Source organism: Desulfoscipio geothermicus DSM 3669 (genome assembly GCF_900115975.1).
GTDB lineage: Bacteria > Bacillota > Desulfotomaculia > Desulfotomaculales > Desulfallaceae > Desulfoscipio > Desulfoscipio geothermicus.
Map to the genome: position 1 here is coordinate 19688 of NZ_FOYM01000006.1, position 20592 is coordinate 40279.

The 20592-nt window shown below is 51.3% G+C and carries 22 protein-coding genes; 7 read left to right on the forward strand and 15 right to left on the reverse strand.

Annotation, left to right across the window (positions count from 1 at the left end; all coding sequences use genetic code 11):
* Window positions 1-6 precede the first annotated feature (6 nt).
* Window positions 7-1140 carry a 2-oxoacid:acceptor oxidoreductase subunit alpha gene (locus BM299_RS04815; RefSeq protein ID WP_281246355.1) on the reverse strand — a complete coding sequence of 378 codons (1134 nt, stop codon included), beginning with the start codon at window positions 1138-1140 and terminating at the stop codon, window positions 7-9.
* 147 nt (window positions 1141-1287) lie between these two features.
* Window positions 1288-2043 carry an IclR family transcriptional regulator gene (locus tag BM299_RS04820; protein WP_165608187.1) on the reverse strand — a complete coding sequence of 252 codons (756 nt, stop codon included), beginning with the start codon at window positions 2041-2043 and terminating at the stop codon, window positions 1288-1290.
* A gap of 660 nt (window positions 2044-2703) precedes the next feature.
* Between BM299_RS04820 and BM299_RS04825 the strand changes: the two genes are divergently transcribed.
* The 6 genes from BM299_RS04825 to BM299_RS04845 all read left to right on the forward strand — a co-directional run bounded on the left by BM299_RS04825 (window position 2704) and on the right by BM299_RS04845 (window position 6927).
* Complete coding sequence (locus tag BM299_RS04825) at window positions 2704-2979, forward strand: acylphosphatase (protein WP_245779652.1); 276 nt, start codon at window positions 2704-2706, stop codon at window positions 2977-2979.
* A gap of 57 nt (window positions 2980-3036) precedes the next feature.
* Complete coding sequence (locus BM299_RS04830; RefSeq protein WP_092482337.1) at window positions 3037-3444, forward strand: hypothetical protein; 408 nt, start codon at window positions 3037-3039, stop codon at window positions 3442-3444.
* Between the two features lie 214 nt (window positions 3445-3658).
* A complete protein-coding gene (locus BM299_RS04835) occupies window positions 3659-4567 on the forward strand; it encodes a 2-hydroxyacyl-CoA dehydratase family protein (RefSeq protein WP_342741311.1) in 909 nt (302 codons plus the stop codon).
* Window positions 4568-4571: 4 nt separating this feature from the next.
* On the forward strand, window positions 4572-4784 hold the full coding sequence (locus BM299_RS20310) for a 2-hydroxyacyl-CoA dehydratase family protein (protein ID WP_342741312.1): 213 nt from the start codon (window positions 4572-4574) through the stop codon (window positions 4782-4784).
* Window positions 4785-4881: 97 nt separating this feature from the next.
* The gene (locus BM299_RS04840) at window positions 4882-6111 is read left to right on the forward strand and encodes a 2-hydroxyacyl-CoA dehydratase subunit D (protein ID WP_092482338.1); all 1230 of its coding nucleotides are present in this window, start codon (window positions 4882-4884) and stop codon (window positions 6109-6111) included.
* A gap of 36 nt (window positions 6112-6147) precedes the next feature.
* Window positions 6148-6927 carry an acyl-CoA dehydratase activase gene (locus BM299_RS04845; protein ID WP_092482339.1) on the forward strand — a complete coding sequence of 260 codons (780 nt, stop codon included), beginning with the start codon at window positions 6148-6150 and terminating at the stop codon, window positions 6925-6927.
* Window positions 6928-7217: 290 nt separating this feature from the next.
* On the opposite strand, the gene BM299_RS04850 is transcribed toward BM299_RS04845, so the two are convergent.
* The 4 genes from BM299_RS04850 to BM299_RS04865 are packed head-to-tail and all read right to left on the reverse strand — an operon-like array spanning window position 7218 to window position 10123.
* Window positions 7218-7571, reverse strand: a complete 354-nt coding sequence (locus tag BM299_RS04850; protein ID WP_092482340.1) for a YraN family protein — start codon at window positions 7569-7571, stop codon at window positions 7218-7220.
* A gap of 9 nt (window positions 7572-7580) precedes the next feature.
* A complete protein-coding gene (locus BM299_RS04855; RefSeq protein ID WP_092482341.1) occupies window positions 7581-8030 on the reverse strand; it encodes a C-GCAxxG-C-C family protein in 450 nt (149 codons plus the stop codon).
* Between the two features lie 19 nt (window positions 8031-8049).
* Complete coding sequence (locus BM299_RS04860) at window positions 8050-9246, reverse strand: vWA domain-containing protein (RefSeq protein ID WP_092482342.1); 1197 nt, start codon at window positions 9244-9246, stop codon at window positions 8050-8052.
* Window positions 9247-9250: 4 nt separating this feature from the next.
* Entirely contained in the window at window positions 9251-10123 is an 873-nt protein-coding gene (locus BM299_RS04865) for an AAA family ATPase (protein WP_092482343.1), read from the reverse strand.
* A gap of 212 nt (window positions 10124-10335) precedes the next feature.
* On the opposite strand from BM299_RS04865, the gene BM299_RS04870 reads away from it, so the two are divergent.
* Window positions 10336-11124 (forward strand): enoyl-CoA hydratase/isomerase family protein, encoded by a 789-nt coding sequence (locus BM299_RS04870; RefSeq protein ID WP_092482344.1) that lies wholly within the window; start codon window positions 10336-10338, stop codon window positions 11122-11124.
* A 191-nt stretch (window positions 11125-11315) separates the two neighbouring features.
* Here the strand turns inward: BM299_RS04870 and BM299_RS04875 are convergent, their stop codons facing one another.
* The 9 genes from BM299_RS04875 to BM299_RS04915 form a co-directional block, all read right to left on the reverse strand.
* Entirely contained in the window at window positions 11316-11867 is a 552-nt protein-coding gene (locus tag BM299_RS04875; RefSeq protein WP_092482345.1) for a Uma2 family endonuclease, read from the reverse strand.
* 221 nt (window positions 11868-12088) lie between these two features.
* Window positions 12089-13516 carry an NADH-quinone oxidoreductase subunit N gene (locus BM299_RS04880; protein ID WP_092482346.1) on the reverse strand — a complete coding sequence of 476 codons (1428 nt, stop codon included), beginning with the start codon at window positions 13514-13516 and terminating at the stop codon, window positions 12089-12091.
* A complete protein-coding gene (locus BM299_RS04885; RefSeq protein WP_092482347.1) occupies window positions 13517-15037 on the reverse strand; it encodes a complex I subunit 4 family protein in 1521 nt (506 codons plus the stop codon). It abuts the gene before it with no gap.
* A complete protein-coding gene (gene nuoL / locus BM299_RS04890) occupies window positions 15038-16972 on the reverse strand; it encodes an NADH-quinone oxidoreductase subunit L (protein ID WP_092482348.1) in 1935 nt (644 codons plus the stop codon).
* 33 nt (window positions 16973-17005) lie between these two features.
* Window positions 17006-17320: an NADH-quinone oxidoreductase subunit NuoK gene (gene nuoK / locus BM299_RS04895; protein ID WP_092482349.1), complete on the reverse strand. Its 315-nt coding sequence runs from the start codon at window positions 17318-17320 to the stop codon at window positions 17006-17008.
* Window positions 17307-17837 carry an NADH-quinone oxidoreductase subunit J family protein gene (locus BM299_RS04900; protein WP_092482350.1) on the reverse strand — a complete coding sequence of 177 codons (531 nt, stop codon included), beginning with the start codon at window positions 17835-17837 and terminating at the stop codon, window positions 17307-17309. The genes nuoK and BM299_RS04900 overlap by 14 nt, the downstream gene beginning before the upstream one ends.
* A 3-nt stretch (window positions 17838-17840) precedes the next feature.
* On the reverse strand, window positions 17841-18380 hold the full coding sequence (locus BM299_RS04905; protein ID WP_092482351.1) for a 4Fe-4S dicluster domain-containing protein: 540 nt from the start codon (window positions 18378-18380) through the stop codon (window positions 17841-17843).
* A gap of 4 nt (window positions 18381-18384) precedes the next feature.
* On the reverse strand, window positions 18385-19437 hold the full coding sequence (gene nuoH, locus BM299_RS04910) for an NADH-quinone oxidoreductase subunit NuoH (protein WP_092482352.1): 1053 nt from the start codon (window positions 19435-19437) through the stop codon (window positions 18385-18387).
* Between the two features lie 29 nt (window positions 19438-19466).
* Window positions 19467-20570 (reverse strand): NADH-quinone oxidoreductase subunit D, encoded by a 1104-nt coding sequence (locus tag BM299_RS04915; protein ID WP_092482353.1) that lies wholly within the window; start codon window positions 20568-20570, stop codon window positions 19467-19469.
* Between the last annotated feature and the right edge of the window lie 22 nt (window positions 20571-20592).

Consider the following 20592-nt stretch of genomic DNA (forward strand, 5'->3'; position numbering starts at 1 on the left):
CTTAAGTCATTCCTTGTTTATAACTTTTAATATATCCTTCGGAGTGATTATTGTGCCGTTATATCTATTAACCCGCCTTATTTCAATATTGGGGCCCAAAACCCGTTGCACTTCACCCGCCACCTGACCGCTGTAATTCATTTCCGGTACTACAACGGTCTTGATTCTTGGGCCCAAGGCCGCTATTTCTTTGTCAGGGAAGGGCCAGATAGTTAGAAGCTGCAGTACTCCGGCCTTGATACCCATTTCCCGGGCCTGTAGGGCCGCTGCCCTGGCTGCACGGGTGGTGGCACCAAAGGCAATAAGCAAAATATCCATGTCTTCGGTGTCAAAAGTCTTGGTCATAACTATTTCGTCGCGATAACGTTCTATTTTACGGTGCAGCTGCGCCACCCGCCACTCAGCATTAGCGGGATTATTGTTGCTGTAACCATCATAGCCATGCATGGAACTGGTTACGTGAAATACATACTCGCTTCCGTAGGCTGCCAACGGGGCGATATCATCATCTTCCGGTAAAAATGGTTTATACTCTTCCGGCGAGACAGATGGTTTTTTCCTATCCACTATTTCTAATTCTCCCGGGGCCGGGTAGCTAAGGTTTTCACGCATGTGAGCAACTATTTCATCCGCAGCCAGTACTACCGGCACACGGTACTTTTCAGCAAAATTGAACGCCTTCACTGTTAAGGTAAAGCACTCTTCTACTGTGGCCGGTGAGAGGGCAATGATACTCTGGTCGCCATGGCGTCCCCATCTCACCTGCATAACATCAGACTGTGCAGGCTTGGTAGCCAGTCCGGTGCTTGGGCCGGCACGCTGCACATTAATTATTACACAGGGAACTTCACCCATTACCGCCAAGCCCAGGTTTTCCTGCATAAGCGAAAATCCTGGACCACTAGTAGCGGTAAAAGATTTGGCTCCGGCCAGCGACGCTCCCACCATTGCTGCTATGCTGGCTATTTCATCTTCCATCTGCATGTAAACACCCCCCACTTTGGGAAGCAATTTTGAACATTCCTCTGCTATCTCGGAGGAGGGTGTTATTGGGTAGCCGGCATAAAACCTGGCTCCGGCGTATATTGCCCCTTCTGCTATCGCCTGGTTACCCTGAACCAGTCTTGTTTCCCGTTCCAATTTTATCCCCCTTTTCGTCCTTTACCCTTGTAAAAATGTATCCAGCCAAAATGGATACAAAAGTTACACTTAATGAACTTACAGTAAAATATACCATTACGTGAAACGCATACCATTAATTGCTTATAAAAAAAAATTGAGTTAATTCTAAAATTTGAAAACCTTATGATAAGAGGAAATTTCAGCTGCACCTTCCTTAACTAATTGAATAAAATTTTCTATTTCTGACTGGCGATCCATAGGTGCGGCAATGGAAAGCGTTGAAGTTACCTTACCATCCTTGTCCCAAATTGGAGCGCTAACGGAAATCACGCCAGAAACCTTTTCTCCTATACTTGTAGCATAACCACGCTGGCGTATCAGTTTTAAATCTTGCTCCAATAAATCTCGATTAATAATTGTATTCGGGGTAAGAGGCTTTAATTCAACTTCGTTAAAATACTTTTCAAGTTCTTCTTTCGAGAAATATGCCAATATTGCCTTTCCAGATGCACCCGCATACAATGGTGATTCTTGTCCTAAATAGACCATCACTCTAACCGCACTTTTACCTTGTAGGCAATCGATGCATATCCTCTGGTTGTTATGTAAAAAGTAAATATAAACGGTTTCCATACAACTATCCCGAATTCTTCTTAAAATAGGCGCTGCCACCTGCTTAACGGTTAATCGTTCAGAAACCGCGTAGCTATAATGAAGAAATTTCATTCCGAGTGCATATTTTTGTAAGCTACTGTCCCTTTCCACATACCCCCCTTTTTCAAGTGTATTCAGTATTCTTGCCAGGGTTGTTTTAGATAAACCCAAAGTCTTATGCAAAGAAGCAAGGCTTTGCGGTTCTTTTTCTTTGCAAAGCACCTCTAATATTTCAAAAGCCCTTTTCACCGCTCGTACTTCGGTCAAATGCATTCACCCTCTATCGTTTCATCTAGTGGGATGCGTAACAAATTTGATTATTAAGATAATTTTAAAAAACCAATGTTAACCTGTCAACAATTTTTCACAATTTTTTTACGAAATTGTTAATTTAAATTTGATTTTGCTGCAAAAACCCTATTTTCTATAAATCAACTACAATATATAACCGTCAAAAGTTTACTCATAACTATATATAGACAATAATCGCTTAAATTTAGACTTTTCGCAGTGAAATCAAATTTTACATAAAAGCCTGACTCAAATTGGATCAGGCTCTATGGCTAGTTCAGGATTAATATTACACATAAAACGCAACTTAACTTCGCGTTGCAAACTTTATCCCCCATTTTCGTATTGCTTGTTAGTTAATTAAATAATTGTTAAAACTTACACCCAGCCCCTTGCTTTCATAGCTTCCTCCCCCCTGCGCAAAGCCCTTACCCAGGCCGCCATGCGCATACTGATATGCTCTATAATAAAAATCCTGCTTTACCTAACTTTTTAATTGTTTAATATTGCATAACAAAAAGATAAGATATATCATCATTACTAACCCGGCTGTCAAAGATGACATATAAAAACGCTTTACCAAAAAGGCCGGGCCGGCAAGTCGAAATATTTAGTCGCATAAGGTGGTGGGAATAAATGATGGTCGAGAAACATGTTTATATTTCCGGTATCGTCCAGGGAGTTTACTTCCGGGATTATACCAGACGCGAAGCCGAAAAACTGGGGGTAAAAGGCTGGGTGCGCAACCTGCCCGACGGCAGGGTGGAAGCTGTTTTTGCAGGCCCCGCGGAGGCTGTGGAGAAAATAATCGCCTGGTGCCATCAGGGTTCCCCCAGCGCACATGTTACCGGCGTGGAAGTGACGAATAATGTACCGGCAAAAGATTTCAACGATTTTAAAATAACCGGTTGAAATGTACCAATCTCTTATCTGTTGCACAAAAAACTGTATAGTGCGAGGTGACTATACTTGAGTGATCGCCCTTTGCTGCTGGTGGAGGAAACCGGCTCAACCGATGGCCGGTCGCAAGAACACAACAACCAAGAGATTATAGCCATTGCAGTTTACGGTAAAAATATGGAGGTACCTTTGCCGGTATCCACCCAGCGGGTATTCACAGGTGACAACCGGTTTAAATTTCCCACGGAAATAACTGCCGGGGCCGCCAAAACCAGGGTAGTTTACCGGTATACCATTGACCAGTGGCGGGAACTGTTGGAGTCCACAACCCGGACCTCTTCCCCCGGTGGCTTAAAGCAACTAATGATACCCCTGCTGTTACATATGCAAAAGCAATTCCCGGATGTATTCGGGAATATTGATTACGACCGGGAATTTGACCCCGGTGACTACGCTGAACTAATTGCCATGCAGTAGCGGCCACCGCTATGGTGGACCGCTTTTAGGCCAGTGTTTTGATATTGCGCTGTTTGGGCAATGTAGGGATCTGTGATTTATTTTCCGAATCTTTTAAAAATAATAAACAGACCTGCGCCGGGCGTGGAGATAGGTCTAAGGGCTTTTCGGGAGCGGGATTCCGGGAATACATAAATTAAAAGTTCCTGTAGGTATGCAATGGAGGTAACCTGAATTGACCAAACATGATATTCAGTTAGTTGAAAAAAATGAAAAAATTGCTTTACTGATCGAAGAGGCCGCCCTAAAGGGCACGCGGCGGGCGGAACGCTATCCGGAACGAAAATTTTTCGGTTATTTCTGCAGTTACTGGCCTGAAGAACTGGTCCTGGCAGCAGGTCTTGAGCCGCTGCGCATCCTTCCCCCGTCCGCCCGGGGCACCCCGGCTGAACTGCCCGCGTACTGCTGCTCACTGGCCCGGGTCAGCCTGTTCATGTCTAATACAGGCAGCTTCCAGGACCTGGCCGGGGTTGGTTTTGCCCATACCTGCGATACCATGCAATGCCTCGGCGGAATATGGGCCGGGACCACACAAAACAATACCACTCCGGTAATAGTACCGGTAATTTTAAACGCCCCGGGGGCAAAAAAATACTACGCGGCGGAATTAGAAAGCCTGTTATTGCAGTTGGGACAACTGGCGGGAAGCGAACCTGGCGATGCAGAACTGAACCGGGCATTGGAATTGTGTTCACGGATTCGCAGCCTGGCGACGGAACTGGATGGCTTGCGCGACAAACTGCCCTCCCCGCTTGTACCGGCCCTGCTGCGCGCGAGCCAGGTAATGCCCCGGGATGTATACGCCGGGACACTGGAAGAAGCCATGCCCGCACTGCGCAACCAGGCCCGGGAACAGCCGGACCGGCAGCGTGTACTGTTAAGCGGCGCGGTACTGGAAAACGACAGCCTTTACGAGATGATTGAAGAACTGGGCGGCCGGGTCGTGGCTGATGATACCTGCACCGGTTTTCGGCACTTCGCGGCAGCGCCGGAGGCGGAAATACCAGGCGCCCCGCTGGAAAAAATCGTGTCCCGCTATATGACCATGCCGCCCTGCCCGTGCCGCAACCGGGGGGGGGAATGAACGCATGCATTACCTGGTAAATCTGGCCCGCAACCGGCAAGCCGCGGGTGCCGTACTGGTTAACAGAAAATATTGCGAGCCCCACGCCTGGGACGCAGTGCCGGCGGCCGAGCGCCTGCGGGCCGGCGGTGTACATACCCTGGTGTTGGAATTGGAAGGAGCTGACGTTGGCGGGCAGGAGCGCACCCGGCTGCAGGCTTTCCTGGAGAGTCTTTAATTTTATCCTTTATGTAATACCGTGCACAGGGCAGGCGCTCACCCGTTGCCAGTACATATATTGCCAATACACAAGTTAGTCAAAGGAGAGAATTCAAATGGCCGAAAAGCGCAAGTATCTACCGCTGGCCAGCACCAAACACCTGGAGAAAATGATGACCCGCCACTATGCCCTGTCCCGCTATCACCGGCTCTGGGGCAAGCCATTAAAGCGCCCCCTGGCCTGGATAACCAGCGGCGCTCCCGTGGAACTGCTGCGGGCATTCAATATCCATCCGGTGTACCCGGAAAACTACGGAGCCATATGCGGTACGAGACGGGTATCCGCAAAACTATGCCAGGTGGCCGAGGCGGCCGGGTACTCACAGGACCTTTGTTCTTACGCCCGCACCCATATCGGTTCCATCCTGCGCCCGGACCTGGCCCCCATGGGCGGACTGCCCAAACCGCCGGACCTGCTGGTATGCTGCAATAACATCTGCGGCACTGTTTTAAAGTGGTACGAAGCCCTGGCCCGGATTTTTCAAGTGCCGCTTTTGGTTCTGGATACTCCTTACTTGCCCGCCCGGTTGACCGACCACACCAAAGAGTACGTGCTTGCGCAGTTCGAGCAAATGGTGGTTGACCTGGAACGGCTGACCGGCCGCCGCCTGAACCGGCGGGAGCTTGCGGAGCAACTGGCCAGGAGCAGCCAGGCCATTGCGTTATGGAAAGAAATACGCGAATTTTGCAAGACCAGTCCCTCCCCGCTGAATGCGCCCGACCTGTTTATCCACATGGCACCCATAGTAACCTTGCGGGGAACGCAACAAGCCGTGGACTACTACCGCAGGCTAAAGGAAGAAGTCAACCGGAGGGTACGGCAACGCCAGGGCGCCGTGGATGGAGAAAAAATCCGGCTGGTCTGGGACAACATTGCCATCTGGTACCGGATTTTCGGATTTTTCAAAATGTTTTCCGAAAGGGGCGCTTGCTTTGTAACCGATACATACAGCGGGGGCTGGGTGATGGAACTGCCTTCCGGCGACCCACTGGAGAGCATGGCCATCACCTATACCGAAATTTTTTTAAATCGTTCACCGGACTTCCGGGCAGAGCAAATGATTAATCTGATCAAGGAATATAACGCAGACGGATTCGTCATGCATTCCAACCGGTCCTGCAAACCTTATTCGCTGATCCAGGAAGTGATCCGCCGCCGGGTGACGCGAGAAACCGGCGTCCCCGGTCTGGTGGTGGAAGCGGATATGGCCGACGAGCGGGTTTACGCGGAAGAGCCCATTCGCAACCGGGTGCAGGCTTTCCTGGAAACAGTGGGCGGAATTTAAAATATCGCAACTACATTGTTTGGAGGAATAAACAAAGTGGCTCGTTATTTTTTAGGCGTGGATATCGGCTCCCTGACCACAAAAGTGGTACTGGTCAACAAAAACGGCGATATGGTAGCCCGCGCCACCGGGCGTTCCGGGTACAGCGGGCGCAATGTGGCCAACCGGCTGTCGAACGGATTACTGGAAGAAAAAAAACTGGCCCCCAAAGACATAGCGGCCGCTGTGGCCACCGGTTACGGGCGGGTGACCTTCCCCGCAGACCGGGAAGTATCCGAGATCACCTGTCAGGCCAAGGGCATCGCCCACCTGTTTGCCGGTGCCGGAACCGTCATAGACATCGGCGGTCAGGACAGCAAAGTGATTAGATTGCTGCCCGGCGGGAAAGTAATTGATTTTGCCATGAACGACAAGTGTGCCGCCGGAACAGGGCGGTTTTTGGAAGTGATGGCCGCCGCCCTGGAATTGGAAATACAAGAACTGGGCCCCCTGGCCGCCCGGGCCCGGGAACATTGCGCCATCTCTTCTTTTTGCACGGTCTTTGCGGAATCAGAGGTTATCTCCCATGTATCCGCCGGAGCGCCAAAGGCGGATATCGTGGCCGGCGTATGCGATTCCGTGGCCGCCCGGGTCGCCTCCATGACCTCCCGCACGGGGTTGGAACCCGAAGTAGTTTTCACCGGCGGGGTGGCCCGCAACAGCGGGGTGGTCAACGCTCTGGCCAAACAACTGGGCTGCCGGCTGTCGGTTCCCGAAGAACCCGAGATTACTGCCGCCCTGGGTGCCGCCCTGTTTGCCAGGGATAATGCTGATTAAAATCAAACACCCCCTGCCCTTGGCCGGGTAGGGGGTATATTTAAATATTTACTGGCTTAATTCAATGCAACCTTCTTTTGTGTATTTTAACAACCCGCTACAGCTTTCTCCCCAGTAAAAACTGCAAAGTCGGCATTCCAGGCAAATTTGCTCATTAACTTTGGGTTGCGGCGCCATAGCAAACCCTCCCTTGCCTTGTTTGTGAAAATAATTTTAAAATTTATGCGGCGCCGCAGCAATGAATTCTCCTTGAATTGGCAAATTATAATATTTAACGGCTTTCATCCGGGTTAAAAAGCGTTTTCTATATGTGTAATTTGCATATCTTCCACACAGTTTACCGCCACCACGTCAAATCGTACATTTAACTCCCCCATTGACCTTTGAACCAGGTAATATTGAGCCAGCCGGCGCAATTTACGCACCTTGGCCGCCGTAATGCTTTCCTGCGGAAGTCCGAATGTCCGGGTACTCTTTGTCCGCACCTCAACAAAAATCAGACAGCCGCCATCCCGGGCGATGATATCAATTTCCCCCAGGCGGCACCGGTAATTACGCTCCACTATGCGCAGTCCTTTTTTTTGCAAATAACTTGCAGCTATATTTTCACCCCTGATTCCAAGGCGACGCCTTTGCAAAGTCAAGCCGGTTACCTACTTTCCCTGCGGCAAAAGACCTTTTTCCATTAAATATTCAGTTAATAATTTAGCCGTGTTTCCGGTAATTTTCAAACAGTTTTTCAGGTGCTCCTTGGTGTCAAAGGGGTGGGGATTCAACACGCGGCAGCAGGTGGCGGAAAACTTTTGTTCAAAGCGGTCATGCAATTCCTGCGTCAGTTTATAGCATCCATCCCTGTCTTCACTGGCACTGATGCGTCCCTTTAAAAGACCGAGCATTGCAGCAGATGCGGTAAGCGCCCCGCACATGCAGCCGGCATGGCCCAGCCCGCCCCCGAAGCCGGTAAACATCCTGGCCAGAGTGGGGTCAATGTCCGGCGCCAGCAGTTCCCGAAAAGCGATAAATATTGATTCCGCGCAATTGTAGCCGTTGCGGAAGTTCTCGCCCGCCTTGTTGCGCATTTGGGTAGCCAGATCGTTATCCATTTGTTACACACTCCTTTTATTATTTTTTGACCCGCAACTTTTTGATCGCCGCATTTAAACCATCCAGGGTCAGTTCAAACATGGGAAACACTTCACCAATCAGCTTGATGGTTCGGGCCCCCTCCACCATTTCCCAGTGCGCCCTGGGGATGGGATTCAGCCACACGCTGTGCTCAAAATGCCCGGCCAGTCGCTGCAGCCAGGTTAAGCCGGGCTCTTCGTTGTCCGCCCCCCAGTCCAGCGCCCCGTACGACATCAATAACTCACCGGGGCCCATGCTGGCATCGCCCACGATGACCAGCCTGTAATCCGGGCCGTAGCGGCGCAGGAAATCGTACGTGCCGGTGGCGTTTTTTCTAAGGCAAAAAGGATCGTTAAAAATGACTTCGTAGATACAGTTATGAAAATAATAAAATTGCAAGTCCCGGAAGTGAGTTGACTTGTTGGCTGCATTGAACAGGCGGCTGCAAAGCCTCTGGTAGGGGTTCATCGAGCCACCGGAATCCATGAGAATAAGTAATTTGATATTGTTTTTACGTCCCCTGGCCCAGACCAGTTCCAGCCTGCCGGCATTGCGCCCGGTGGCCTCCACGGTGCCGTCCAGGTCCAGCACGTCCCGCTCACCGTCCACCGCCGTGCTGAGCAACCGCAGCTTGCGCAAGGCCAGTTCAAACTGCCGGGTATTTAGCGTTTCATCCGTACGAAAATCCCGGTAAGCCCTGGCGGCAGCCACCTTCACCGCTGAGCGGTTCACCGATTCCCCGCCGATGCGTACGCCGGCCGGGTGGTAACCGGAATGCCCGAAGGGAGAAGTACCTCCCGTACCTATCCAATGCGAACCCCCGTGATGCTCCCCGGTTTGCTTCATCAGGCGTTCAGCCAGTTTTTTCTTTAACTCATCCAGGCTCCAGTGAAAATCCGCAACCTTATCAGCCTGGCCAACTTTAAGGGGCGGCAGGGCGTTCTCCAGCCATTTCAACACTTCACCGGTAATTTCCGGCGGGGTTTCAATTCCTTCAAAGCACTGCAAAAACGCCCGGTCAAAGGCGTCATACTGGGTCTCACTTTTGATGAGCACCGACCGCGCCAGGTAATAAAAATTGATCAGGCTGTTATTGGCCAGGCCGAGTTCAAGCGCCTCCATCAGGGCCAGCCATTCGATGACAGTAACTTTGACCCCTTCCCGGCGCAACGCGTAAAACAGGCCGGTAAACATGCGATCAACCCCGCCGGTATCCGGTTAGATTTTTTCTCCCCGCGCCGGGCAGTTCGCCGCCGCCATACCTGCGCTGCAATAAAGCCATGTCATTATCCTTTTTCAGCAACACGCCGGGCAGGGGCATTTCGGCTTCAATCATATCCGGGTCCACGCCGCCCGCGGCCAGCGCCTGCACCCAGTCCAGCAGTTCGCTGGTGCTGGGTTTCTTTTGCAACCCGGGCAAACTTCTAATCTTATAAAAAGCTCTTACCGCACTGCGCACCAGCTTTATGTCCAAGTCCGGATAATGCACATTAATAATTTCCCACATCATTTGCTCGTCCGGAAAGGCAATGTAATGAAAAATGCACCGGCGTAAAAAGGCGTCCGGCAATTCCTTTTCCGCATTGCTGGTGATCACTACGATGGGCCGGTGGCGGGCCGTGACGGTTTCACCGGTTTCCGGTATGTAAAAGCTCATCTGATCCAGTTCCCAGAGCAAGTCATTGGGAAATTCGATATCCGCTTTATCAATTTCGTCAATCAACAAAACCGTCTGCTCTTCCGAAACAAAGGCTTCGCCCAGTTTGCCCAGTTTAATGTACTGTTTGATGTCCCGTACGTCTCCCTCGCCAAACTGGCTGTCATACAGCCGCTGGACGGTGTCATAAACGTAAAGCCCGTCCTGGGCCTTGGTCGTGGACTTGATGTTCCATATAATCAGCCGCATTTGCATGTTTTCCGCAATGCTTTGAGCCAGCATGGTTTTGCCCGTGCCGGGCTCGCCTTTGATCAACAGCGGGCGTTTTAACAGTGCAGCCACGTTAACGGCGTTTATCAGTTCTTCCGACGCTATATACTTTGCCGAACCCCGGTAATGTTTCTTTTGTTCCATAACTCCCCCCTGTAAACACTATTTTAAGCATACCAGTTTACCCAATTATAACACGACTGCTCCCAAATGGCATCGCCCGTTCTCTTCTATATAAATAAAGATACTATCAACAAAAAACACTTTTTTTAAATTTTATAAAAACAAAAAGGAATCCGTTTATTTATTTAGAATATTGTTAATATAATGTTACGTCAAGGAGGTGCGCTAAAAATATGGACTGGAGCACGTTGATACTGGATAAAAAAGAGGGAAAAGGATACATAAAGCTAAACCGTCCCAATTACAACTCCCTCAACTTGGAAATGGCTAATGAACTTATCCAGGCATTGGAAAATTGTTGTGAAGATGAGAATGTTAAAGTAGTTATTTTGACCGGGTCCGGTAATGGTTTTTGTTCAGGAGGAGATCTTAAAACCGCGCGTGAGTCGGAGAATCCCGACCCTTCGGATTACTGGAAACATCTAACCCGCCGTTTGAATAGAATTATTGTGGACATTCGCTATGTGCGCAAGCCCGTAATTGCGGCCATCAACGGGCCGGTGGCCGGGGCGGGCATGAGTATCGCCGCCGCCTGCGACCTGCGCATCGCCAAGCGAAGTGCAGTTTTCAAACAGGCCTGGACCAGCGTCGGCTTGGTGCCCGACGGCGCCTGGACATTGCTCATCCCGTTAATGGTCGGCATGGGACGCGCCAGCGAACTGGTATTCATGGACTCTGTAATTTCAGCGGAAAAGGCGCTGGATATGGGCCTGGTTAACGCCGTTTTTAATGACGAGCAATTTGACCGGAACGTGGAAGCCTGGGCGAATAAATTGAAAAGCGGCCCCACCGAAGCATTCGCCAGGGCCAAGGAATTGCTTAACGAGTCCATGCTGTCGTTGCTGGAAGCCCAGCTCAGCCGCGAACGACGGGAAATCGTCACCACCGCCTTGACCAGCGACTACCTGGAAGGTATGCACTCCTTCCTGGAAAAACGCAAGCCAAGTTTTAAAGGCGAGTAAGTTGCACACACATTTAAACATTACGTACCGGTAAAAAGCTAGAGCGTGTTTAACCACTCTAGCTTTTTATCGGCCCCAAATTACCTGCAGCTAACTTGCACAGTGTAACCAAGAACCAATGGCAATTAAGCCATGACAGTGGACAAACGTGACTGTTTTATAGAGGCCGGTTTAAACATCAGTATTTAACCTTAGCTAAAAATGTCCCTCAGTTGTATTTCTAACCCGGTTAACAGAGGGGACGTTAACGTGTCCTCATCATCATAAGATTGAAACAGATTCCAGTTTTTCTCGGCAGGTATAAAAACTTCAATAATCTTATGGTCGGGATCAACTATCCAGTATTCCTTTACTCCATGCTTGTAATATATTTTACTTTTCTCGACTTTATCATATTTGCCTGTTGACGGCGACAATACTTCAACCACTAAATCGGGGGCACCTTGAACATTCATTTCGGTAATAATGTCCAAACGTTCTTTTGAGATAAATAGTATATCCGGCTGGGGCTTTTCTGTTTCTGATAAAAGAACATCCGTTGGGGCGATTAATACCTTGCCTAAATTGTTTCTGCGAACAAAATCTCTTATAATTGAAGCTATTGCTAATGTAATTTCCTGGTGAATCGTTCTTGGTGCTGGAACCAAAATTAACTTCCCTCCGATCAGCTCGTATTGATTGTCGTCGTCAATTTTTAAATAATCCTCATAGGTATACAACCTGTCGGCATTTTCGGTTCGCATGAACACCCCCCCTTTTACCTAAAGCCTACCTGTTTGATTAAATAATGTCAAGTTAATGGTGCACACTATTATGCCCAAGATAGCCGCTTCCAACATGCTGGAAGCCCGGCTGATGCATCTGTGGCTGGAGTATACAAAAGGGGACAGGCATCGTAAAAGGGGACTGGCTCCGATTCGCTTTGTGAATCGGTGCCTGTCCCCTTTTGTAATTAGCTTAGTGTTTAGTGCAAGAAGAACGTATGCGCCGCGTTGTTGACCACTTCGGAAAGCGGCCCCGGATAGACCCCAATGATCAGTGTGGCAATCATGGTAACGATCAGGGTTACGGCGACGGGGCTGGAAACACTGATGGGCGTGGCGTCGATGGGCTCATCCCGGTACATAACCAGGGCAACCCGCAGGTAATAGTACACCGACACCATGCTCATGATCAGACCGATGAATACCAGCCAGAGGTATCCGTCCACGATGGTCTTGAACAGGTAGAACTTGCCCACGAAGCCGGCCAGCGGCGGAATACCCGCCATACTGAGCATGGCCACCAGCATCACTGCGGCCATCAACGGGGAACGCTGGCTCAGGCCGGCGTAGTCCTTTAATTCGTCACTGCCCGTAATATTGTAGAAGTAGGCTGCCACGGTAAAGGCCCCCACCGTTGCAAACACATACAGGAAGGCGTAGAACATGACACCCTTGATGCCGGCCTCGGTGGCTGTAACCAGGCCGACCATGATATATCCTGCCTGGGCGATGCTGGAGTAGGCCAGCAGCCTTTTAATGTTGGTCTGCGGAATAGCCACCAGGTTGCCCACAATGATGGTCACCGCCGCCAGGATGGCGATTACCATGGCCCAGTTTTCCCAGATTCCCGGCAGCCCGGCGATGAACAAGCGCAGCAGGATAGCGAATGACGCCGCCTTGGAACCCACGGCCAGGAATGCCGTCACCGGAGTGGGCGCGCCCTCGTAAACATCGGGCGACCACATGTGAAACGGCACGGCGGATATTTTGAAGCCCAGACCGGCCACCAGCATCACCACCGCCAGCACCAGCGCCGGGGAAACGGGCTGCATGGCCACGATCCGGCTGACATCAAGCATGATGACGCTGCCGGTCAAACCATACAGCAAGCTCAGGCCGTAAAGCAGCACCGCCGAACTCATGCCGGCCAGCAGGATATATTTAATGCCCGATTCCACTGATTTTGCTTCCAGTTTGCGGAAGCAAACCAGAATGATAAAGGAAATGGTCATTAATTCCAGGCCCAGGTACAGAGTGATGAAATCACCGGCCGAAGCCATGACCATCATGCCCAGGGTGGCGAAAATGGTTATGCTGTAATATTCGGCCTGGTCTCCTATGCTGTCCACATAGCGCATGCAACCCAGGATTACCAGCGCAGCGGACAAAAGGAAGGTAATTTTCCAGAACAACGCATAATTATCCACCAGGTACATGCCGTCCAGCAGTTCCCGGTTGTCGCCCCACAGGGCCACGGCCACCCCGATAATGCCCAGCAGGCCCAGGAAACTGACCCAACCCAAACCGTGCCTGGAGCCTTTGGGTACAATCAACCCGAGTATGAGCACACCCAGGCCCAGGACCGCAGTTAACATCTCCAGTGTCAATGCAGAAGGATCAAATGGCATTTATAACTTCCCCCCTATCTGAAGAGCGTCGCTAATGGCCGCATGGAGGGGTACGACGCCGCTGTTAATCATGTCGAACAACAGGGATGGGAGGAAACCCCCGACAACCAGCACGGTACCCAGCACCACCAGGGGTACCAGTTCCGGTCCTCTGATATCCTCCAGGTGATTATATTCCGGGCGGGGCGGGCCGAACAGGGTGTTGGCGCCGGCACGCAACACGTACAGTGCGGTAATGATGATACCGGCGATACCAATAACGGCCAAGCCGCCGAAATTATTGAAACCGGAAATGAAGATGGTAAACTCAGGAATAAAGCTGACCAGACCGGGCAGGCCCAGCGAAGCCATGGCCGCCATCATGAAGCCCACCGCCAGGCGAGGTGTTTGCCTGGCCAGACCGCCCATATCCGGAATCCAGCGGGTATGGGTTTTTTCATAAATGAACCCGATCATGGAGAAGAAGAGGGCCGCCATTACGCCGTGGGCAAACATGTTGGCCACCGCGCCGTTCAATCCGATGACGTCCAGGCAGGCCACGGCCAGAATTACATAACCCATGTGGCTCACACTGGAATAACCGACGACATACTTGAGGTCCTTTTGGGCCAGCGCGCCCATGGCGGCGTATGCCACGCCGATAATGCCCAGCACGGCCATGTAAGGCGCCCAGAAGGATGCGCCCACCGGCAGCATGTAAACCGCAATCTTCACCAGACCGTAGCCGCCGATCTTTTTCAATACGCCGGCGTGAATCATACTTACCGCCGTGGGAGCGCCGGCGTAGCCGTCAGGCGACCAGGAGTGGAACGGCCACATGGATATCAGTGAACCGAAACCGATCAGCATCAAGGCAAACAGCCAGATTTGATCAAACCGCGACAACTGCTGAGCCACCTGGGCCATACCGGTAAAACTCATGTCCGGCACGCCGGCCAGTGCGGTGGTCTTCACAAACAGCGCAATCACGCCGGCCAGCAGGAAGGCGCTTCCGATCAACAGGTAGATGGTCAGTTTCATACCGGCGTACTCTTTAGTGACCCGTTTGGAACTACCCCAGATAACCACCATGATGTAAATGGGGATGACCACCACTTCATAAAACAGCAGGAAGATAAACAGGTCGTGGGCGATAAATGTGCCCATAACACCGGTAATCAGCAGCATCAACAGGATGAAGAATTCCCTGGGCCGGTTGTTGATGTTCCAGGAGGCGAATACCGCTGAGAAACCGATCAGGTTGGTTAAAAGCAGCATGGGCAGGCTGATGCCGTCCGCAGCCAGGAAAAATGTCACGCCCAGGTCCTTGATCCACGGCAGGTCATGTCCAAAGACAAACTGCAGCCCGCCGATTTCCTTGTTGTAGGTGAAATAGACGAACAAACTGAGAGCCAGGGATACAAAGGTGCCGACCGCGGCGATGCTCTTGTGCAGCATGTGTTCTTCCTTGGGCACAAACACCATGATCAATGCTGCAGCCACGGGAGCCAGCAATATGGTTAGCAAGATCGGAAAATCCATTTATTTCACACCTCCCAGTAGCAGGCTGGTGGCAGATGGGCCGCTAAAAGCCATTAAGACGGCCACAGCCAGCACGCCAAGGAAGAAAACAAGCACATAGTTTTGCAACCGGCCGGACTGGAACACGCGCAGGCCGTCCCCCGAAAACCGGGCAAAAGCACCGATGCCGTTTACTATTCCGTCCACCACGTAAATGTCAAACAGGTAGAATAACCGGGCGGTGCCGTCCACCAAAGCGTGGTTGAACCAGAGATACAGTTCGTCGATGTAGTACTTGTTATACAGCATCCGGTAAACGGGTCCGAACCATTCGGCCATCCTGCGGGCCCGTTTTTTCTTGGCGTCCTTGAGATATAGCGTATAGGCCAGGTAAATACCGGCAGCAGCCAGTACAATGGAACCGATCATGGCACCGTAATTGATGGGGCCGTGATGCGGGTGTCCGAAACGGATCCATTCGCCCCAGATATTATGCCAGGGAGTGCCCAGCCAGCCCACGCTGATGGCGCCCGCCGCAAGAACTACCAGCGGCAGGGTCATGACCCACGGGGATTCATGCGGGTGATTCTCGGGATTTTCCTCGCCGAAGAAAGCCAGGAAAATCATCCGCCACATATAGAAAGCAGTCAGAAACGCGGTAAATGCGGCCAGGGCGAACAACACGTAATGCCCGCCGCCCAGAGCGGCCACCAGAATTTCGTCTTTACTCCAAAAGCCCGCAAAGGGCGGAATACCGGCAATAGCCAGGCCGCCTACAACAAAGGTCCAGGCGGTGATGGGCATTTTCTTAACCAGTCCGCCCATCTCCCATACGTCGGCTTTATGGTGCAGCGCATGCAACACACTGCCGGCGCCCAGGAACATCAGGGCCTTGAAAAAGGCGTGAGTCCACATGTGGAACAATCCGGCGCTCAGGCTGCCCACTCCCAGGGCCAGCATCATGTAGCCGATCTGGCTGACGGTGGAATAAGCCAGAATGCGCTTGATTTCCCGCTGGGTAATAGCTATGGTTGCAGCGAAAAATGCGGTAAAGCCGCCCGTAACCGCCACCAACTGCATGGCGGAAGGCACCTCGTGGAATAAGAACATGGTCCGGGCCACCAGGTATACACCGGCGACGACCATGGTAGCGGCGTGAATCAGCGCGCTGACCGGTGTGGGGCCTTCCATGGCGTCAGGCAACCATACATGCAGCGGAAACTGGCCGGACTTGCCGATAGGCCCGATAAACACCAGCACGGCAATCAGCGTAATCATGCCAAAGGTAGTGTATTCTTCAAAATGAGCAATCTTATCACTGAGTTCCACCAGGTTCAGGGTGCCGAAAATGATTTGCAGGGACAACAGTCCGAGCAACAAACCGAAGTCCGCAATCCGGCAGGTGACGAAAGCCTTTTTGGCCGCCTCCCGTGCGGATACTTTATGCGTGTAAAAACCGATCAGCAGGTACGAACAGAGTCCCACCAACTCCCAGGCAATAAACATCTGCAACAGGTTGCTGGAAATCACCAGCAGGAGCATGGAGGCTCCGAACAATGACAGGTAAGAGAAGAAAACTGAAAACCCTTCCTCCCCTTCCATATAACCGATGGAGTACAGATAAATAAAAGTAGCTATAAACGATACCATGAACATCATCATGGCCGATACGGGGTCCAACTGCACTCCTACTTCCACCAACAAGTCCGGCATTCCCGGCAATCCCAGGGAAAACCAGCGCGTAGCATATACCAGTGGTTTCTCAATATATTCATGATTGGTAAAAATCCCGTAAGCCGCCAGAGTGGCAATTACACAGGACATAGCCATGGAACCGACCGCCACGATGGCGCTTAACTTTTGCCATGGCCGGGTGAGGAACACAATTACCACAAAGGCACAGGCGGGAAGGAGCGGCACCAACCATGCATGCTGCATTGCAAATTCAACAAGCATTATTTTAAGCACCTACCTTCACTATTGAAAATCCTACCATTTAAGCCAGTCGAAATCATCCAGATTCACTGACAGCCTATTCCGGTAGATGGCAATGATGATGGCCAATCCTACCCCCACTTCGGCAGCGGCCACAGTTATGACAAAAATGGAGAAAATCTGCCCGATGAAATCTGCCGGGGTAATGTATTTGCTGAAGGCCACCAGGTTGATATTGACCGCATTGAGCATCAACTCAATACAAATCAAAACAGCTACGGCATTACGCTTGGTCAAAACCCCGAACAGGCCGATGCTGAAGAGGAGTGCCGAAAGCACGACGTAATGGGTCAGGCTAATCTCTGGCATTGGCCTTCACCTCCTCGTCCCTGGCTATAACAATGGCGCCGACCAGCGCCACCAGCAAAAGCAAGGCCGCCACTTCAAAGGGTATGACATACTTGCTGAGCAGCAGCGTTCCGATAAACTGCACTGTATTGGCCGGAACCTCTTGCGCGGTTACCAACTCCGTCCAAGCGGTGCGACCGGCCAGTACGGCGCACAAAGCCACTACCAGCGCCACCAATCCGCCGCCGGCAAGCAACTGCTTGTTGAACAGGTTTGTTGCCTTCATATCGGCCCGCTGAATGAGCATGATACCGAAAACCACCATGATACAGACCGCGCCGGCATAAACCAGCACCTGTACTGCGGCGATAAAGTCGGCATCCAGCAACAGAAACAGGCCGGCCATGGCGACAAAGGTAACCGCCAGAAACAAAACCGAATGCACAATGTTGCGCACAAACACCACCAGGGTAGCCGCTCCCAGGATGGTTAGCGCCAGACCGTAAAACGCCACTACACTGTATATACTGCTTTCCATCTGTTACTGACCCTCCTTATCGGGTGCCTTGCCGGCGGCAACCTCGGAATCAGCGGCGGGCTCGGCAGGTTTGTCGGTCTTGGCCTTGGGTTTCGGTTTTGCCTTGGCCTTTTTATCGTCCCCTGCTTTGGCCGCCGGCGCTTCCTCATCCACCGGTTCGGCAGGCGCTTCCCGCTGTACCAGCACAAGAGGGAGGTCCCGGTAAAAATACTGGTTCATATTGAAATCCTGAGAAAAGTGCAACGCGTCTTTGTTGCATGATTCCACGCACAGCCCGCAGAACAGGCAGTACTGGATATTCATTATATAATCAGTCATAAATTGTTTTTTGCCCACTTTTTGCTTTTTGATTGTAATTACCTTATTGGGACAGGCATTGGCACACAGCGAACAGGCAATACACTTGTCAACATCCAGTATAAAACGACCGTGGAAGCGCTCCGGTACCGGGTGCTGTTCATCCGGGTATTGCACGGTCAGCTTCTGCGCCCAAAATTCCTTCCAGGTAATTTGCAGTCCTTTGATCAACCCTTTTCCAAACATGCAATCACCACCCTATCGCCTGGTATATTTTCATCCCTATACCGGTTATAAAGATGTTGGCCAGGGCAAGGGGCACCAGCACCTTCCAACCAAAGCCCATAAGCTGGTCCACCCTGATGCGCGGATAGGTCCAGCGGAACTGCATGACGATGAAAATCAAAATGTACATCTTGAGGAAGAACCATACCCAGGACGGGATGAAGTCCAGGCCGAAAGGCGCGTGCCAGCCGCCGAGAAACATTATGGTGGCCATGGCGCAGATTACCATGATATTCGCATACTCGGCCAGGAAGAACATGGCGAATGCCATCCCACCGTACTCGGTATACGGCCCGGCGATAATTTCGGACTCACCTTCCACCAGGTCGAACGGGGTGCGGTTTGTTTCCGCCACAGCAGCGATAAAATAAATCAGAAAGGCAATCGGTTGAGTGAAAATAAACCAGGTGTGTTCCTGCGCAGCTATAATATCGGACATTTTCAAACTGCCCACTATCATGACCACGCCCAAAAGTCCCAGCACCAGCGGCAGCTCGTAACTTACCATCTGAGCCACCACGCGCATGCTGCCGATCAGCGAGTATTTACTGTTGGAAGCCCAGCCGCCCATCCAGAAAAACAAAGTCGATAATGAGGCTATGGCCAGCAAGTAAAACACGCCGATATTCATGTCAATGGCCGCCATATTTTTACCAAAGGGTATCACGGCAAATACCATAAGCGTCGGCACGAAAATCAGTACCGGAGCCAGCAAAAACACAACCACATCGGCTTTTTTGGGGATTACAATTTCCTTGCTGATCAACTTGCCGATATCCGCCGTGGTTTGTAAAAGTCCCTTGGGACCTACCCGGTTGGGGCCAATACGGGCCTGCATGTAGGCGGCAACCTTGCGCTCCATGTATACCAACCACAGAGCATTGACCAAAATAAAAACGAGGATAGCCACAAGCTTGGCCAGCATAACGATGGCTTCATTTATCTCCCCCGGCGTCCCCAGACCGCCGAGAAGTGATCTAAGCCAGTCGGCTATACCTACAAATAAATTTTCCAACATGCCACTTCTCCCCTATGATCCCGTATTTGCTAACAGTCCACTTCACCAAGAACGATATCAATACTACCCAAAATAGCCACAACGTCGGCGATCAAATAACCCTTGAGCATTTCATCCAGGTATCCCAGATTGATAAACGACGGGCGCCGCACATGCACACGGTACGGTTTATTACTGCCGTCACTGACAACATAGTAGCCGATAATGCCCTTGGAAGTTTCAATCTCATGGTATACCTCGCCCTTGGGCGGTTTCAGCACCTTGGGTACCTTGGCCATTACCGGACCGTCGACTTCTTTGATCTGCTCAATAGCTTGTTTGATAATTTTTACCGACTGCTCCATTTCCAACACCCGGCAGTAGAACCGGTCAAAGCAATCGCCGTTTTCACCCAGCGGTACTTCAAAGTCAAAACGGTCGTAAATACCGTAAGGCTTGGCCTTGCGCAAATCGTAGTTAACCCCGCTGGCCCGCAGTACCGGACCGCTCAAACTGTAATTGACAGCCGTTTCCGGCTTGAGTTGACCTACGAACTTGGTCCGGGCCTGAAAAATTTCATTGCCGGTAATCAATCCGTTATACTCCTCTATATAGCCCGGCATTTCATCCATAAGCTTATCCAGCTTATCCAGCCAGCCCTCGGGCGCATCGTCGGCCACACCGCCTATGCGGGCGTAGCTGAGGGTCATTCGGGAACCGGTCAATTCCTCCAGCAAGTCCATCATTTTCTCCCGCTCACGGAAGCACAGGAGGAAGCCGGTGAAGCCACCGATATCCAGCGCGTATACGCCGGTAGCCAGCACGTGACTGGTAAGCCTGGAAAGCTCGCCGGATATTACCCGTAAATATTCGGCCCGTTCCGGCACTTCAATGCCCATCATCTTTTCAACCGCCTGCACATAGCCCAGGTTCTGCAGCATTGCCGCCAGGTAATCCATCCGGTCGGTATAGGGAATCACCTGGGTATAGGTGCGCGACTCGGCCAGTTTTTCAATACCCCGGTGCAGATAACCGCAAACCGGCTCGGCCTTGACAATTCTTTCTCCGTCCAGAGTGAGAATGATCTGAAAGACACCGTGGGTACTGGGGTGCTGTGGACCGAAGTTCAGAAAATATTCTTGCGTCCTTAACATTTGCTACACCTCTTATAATCCC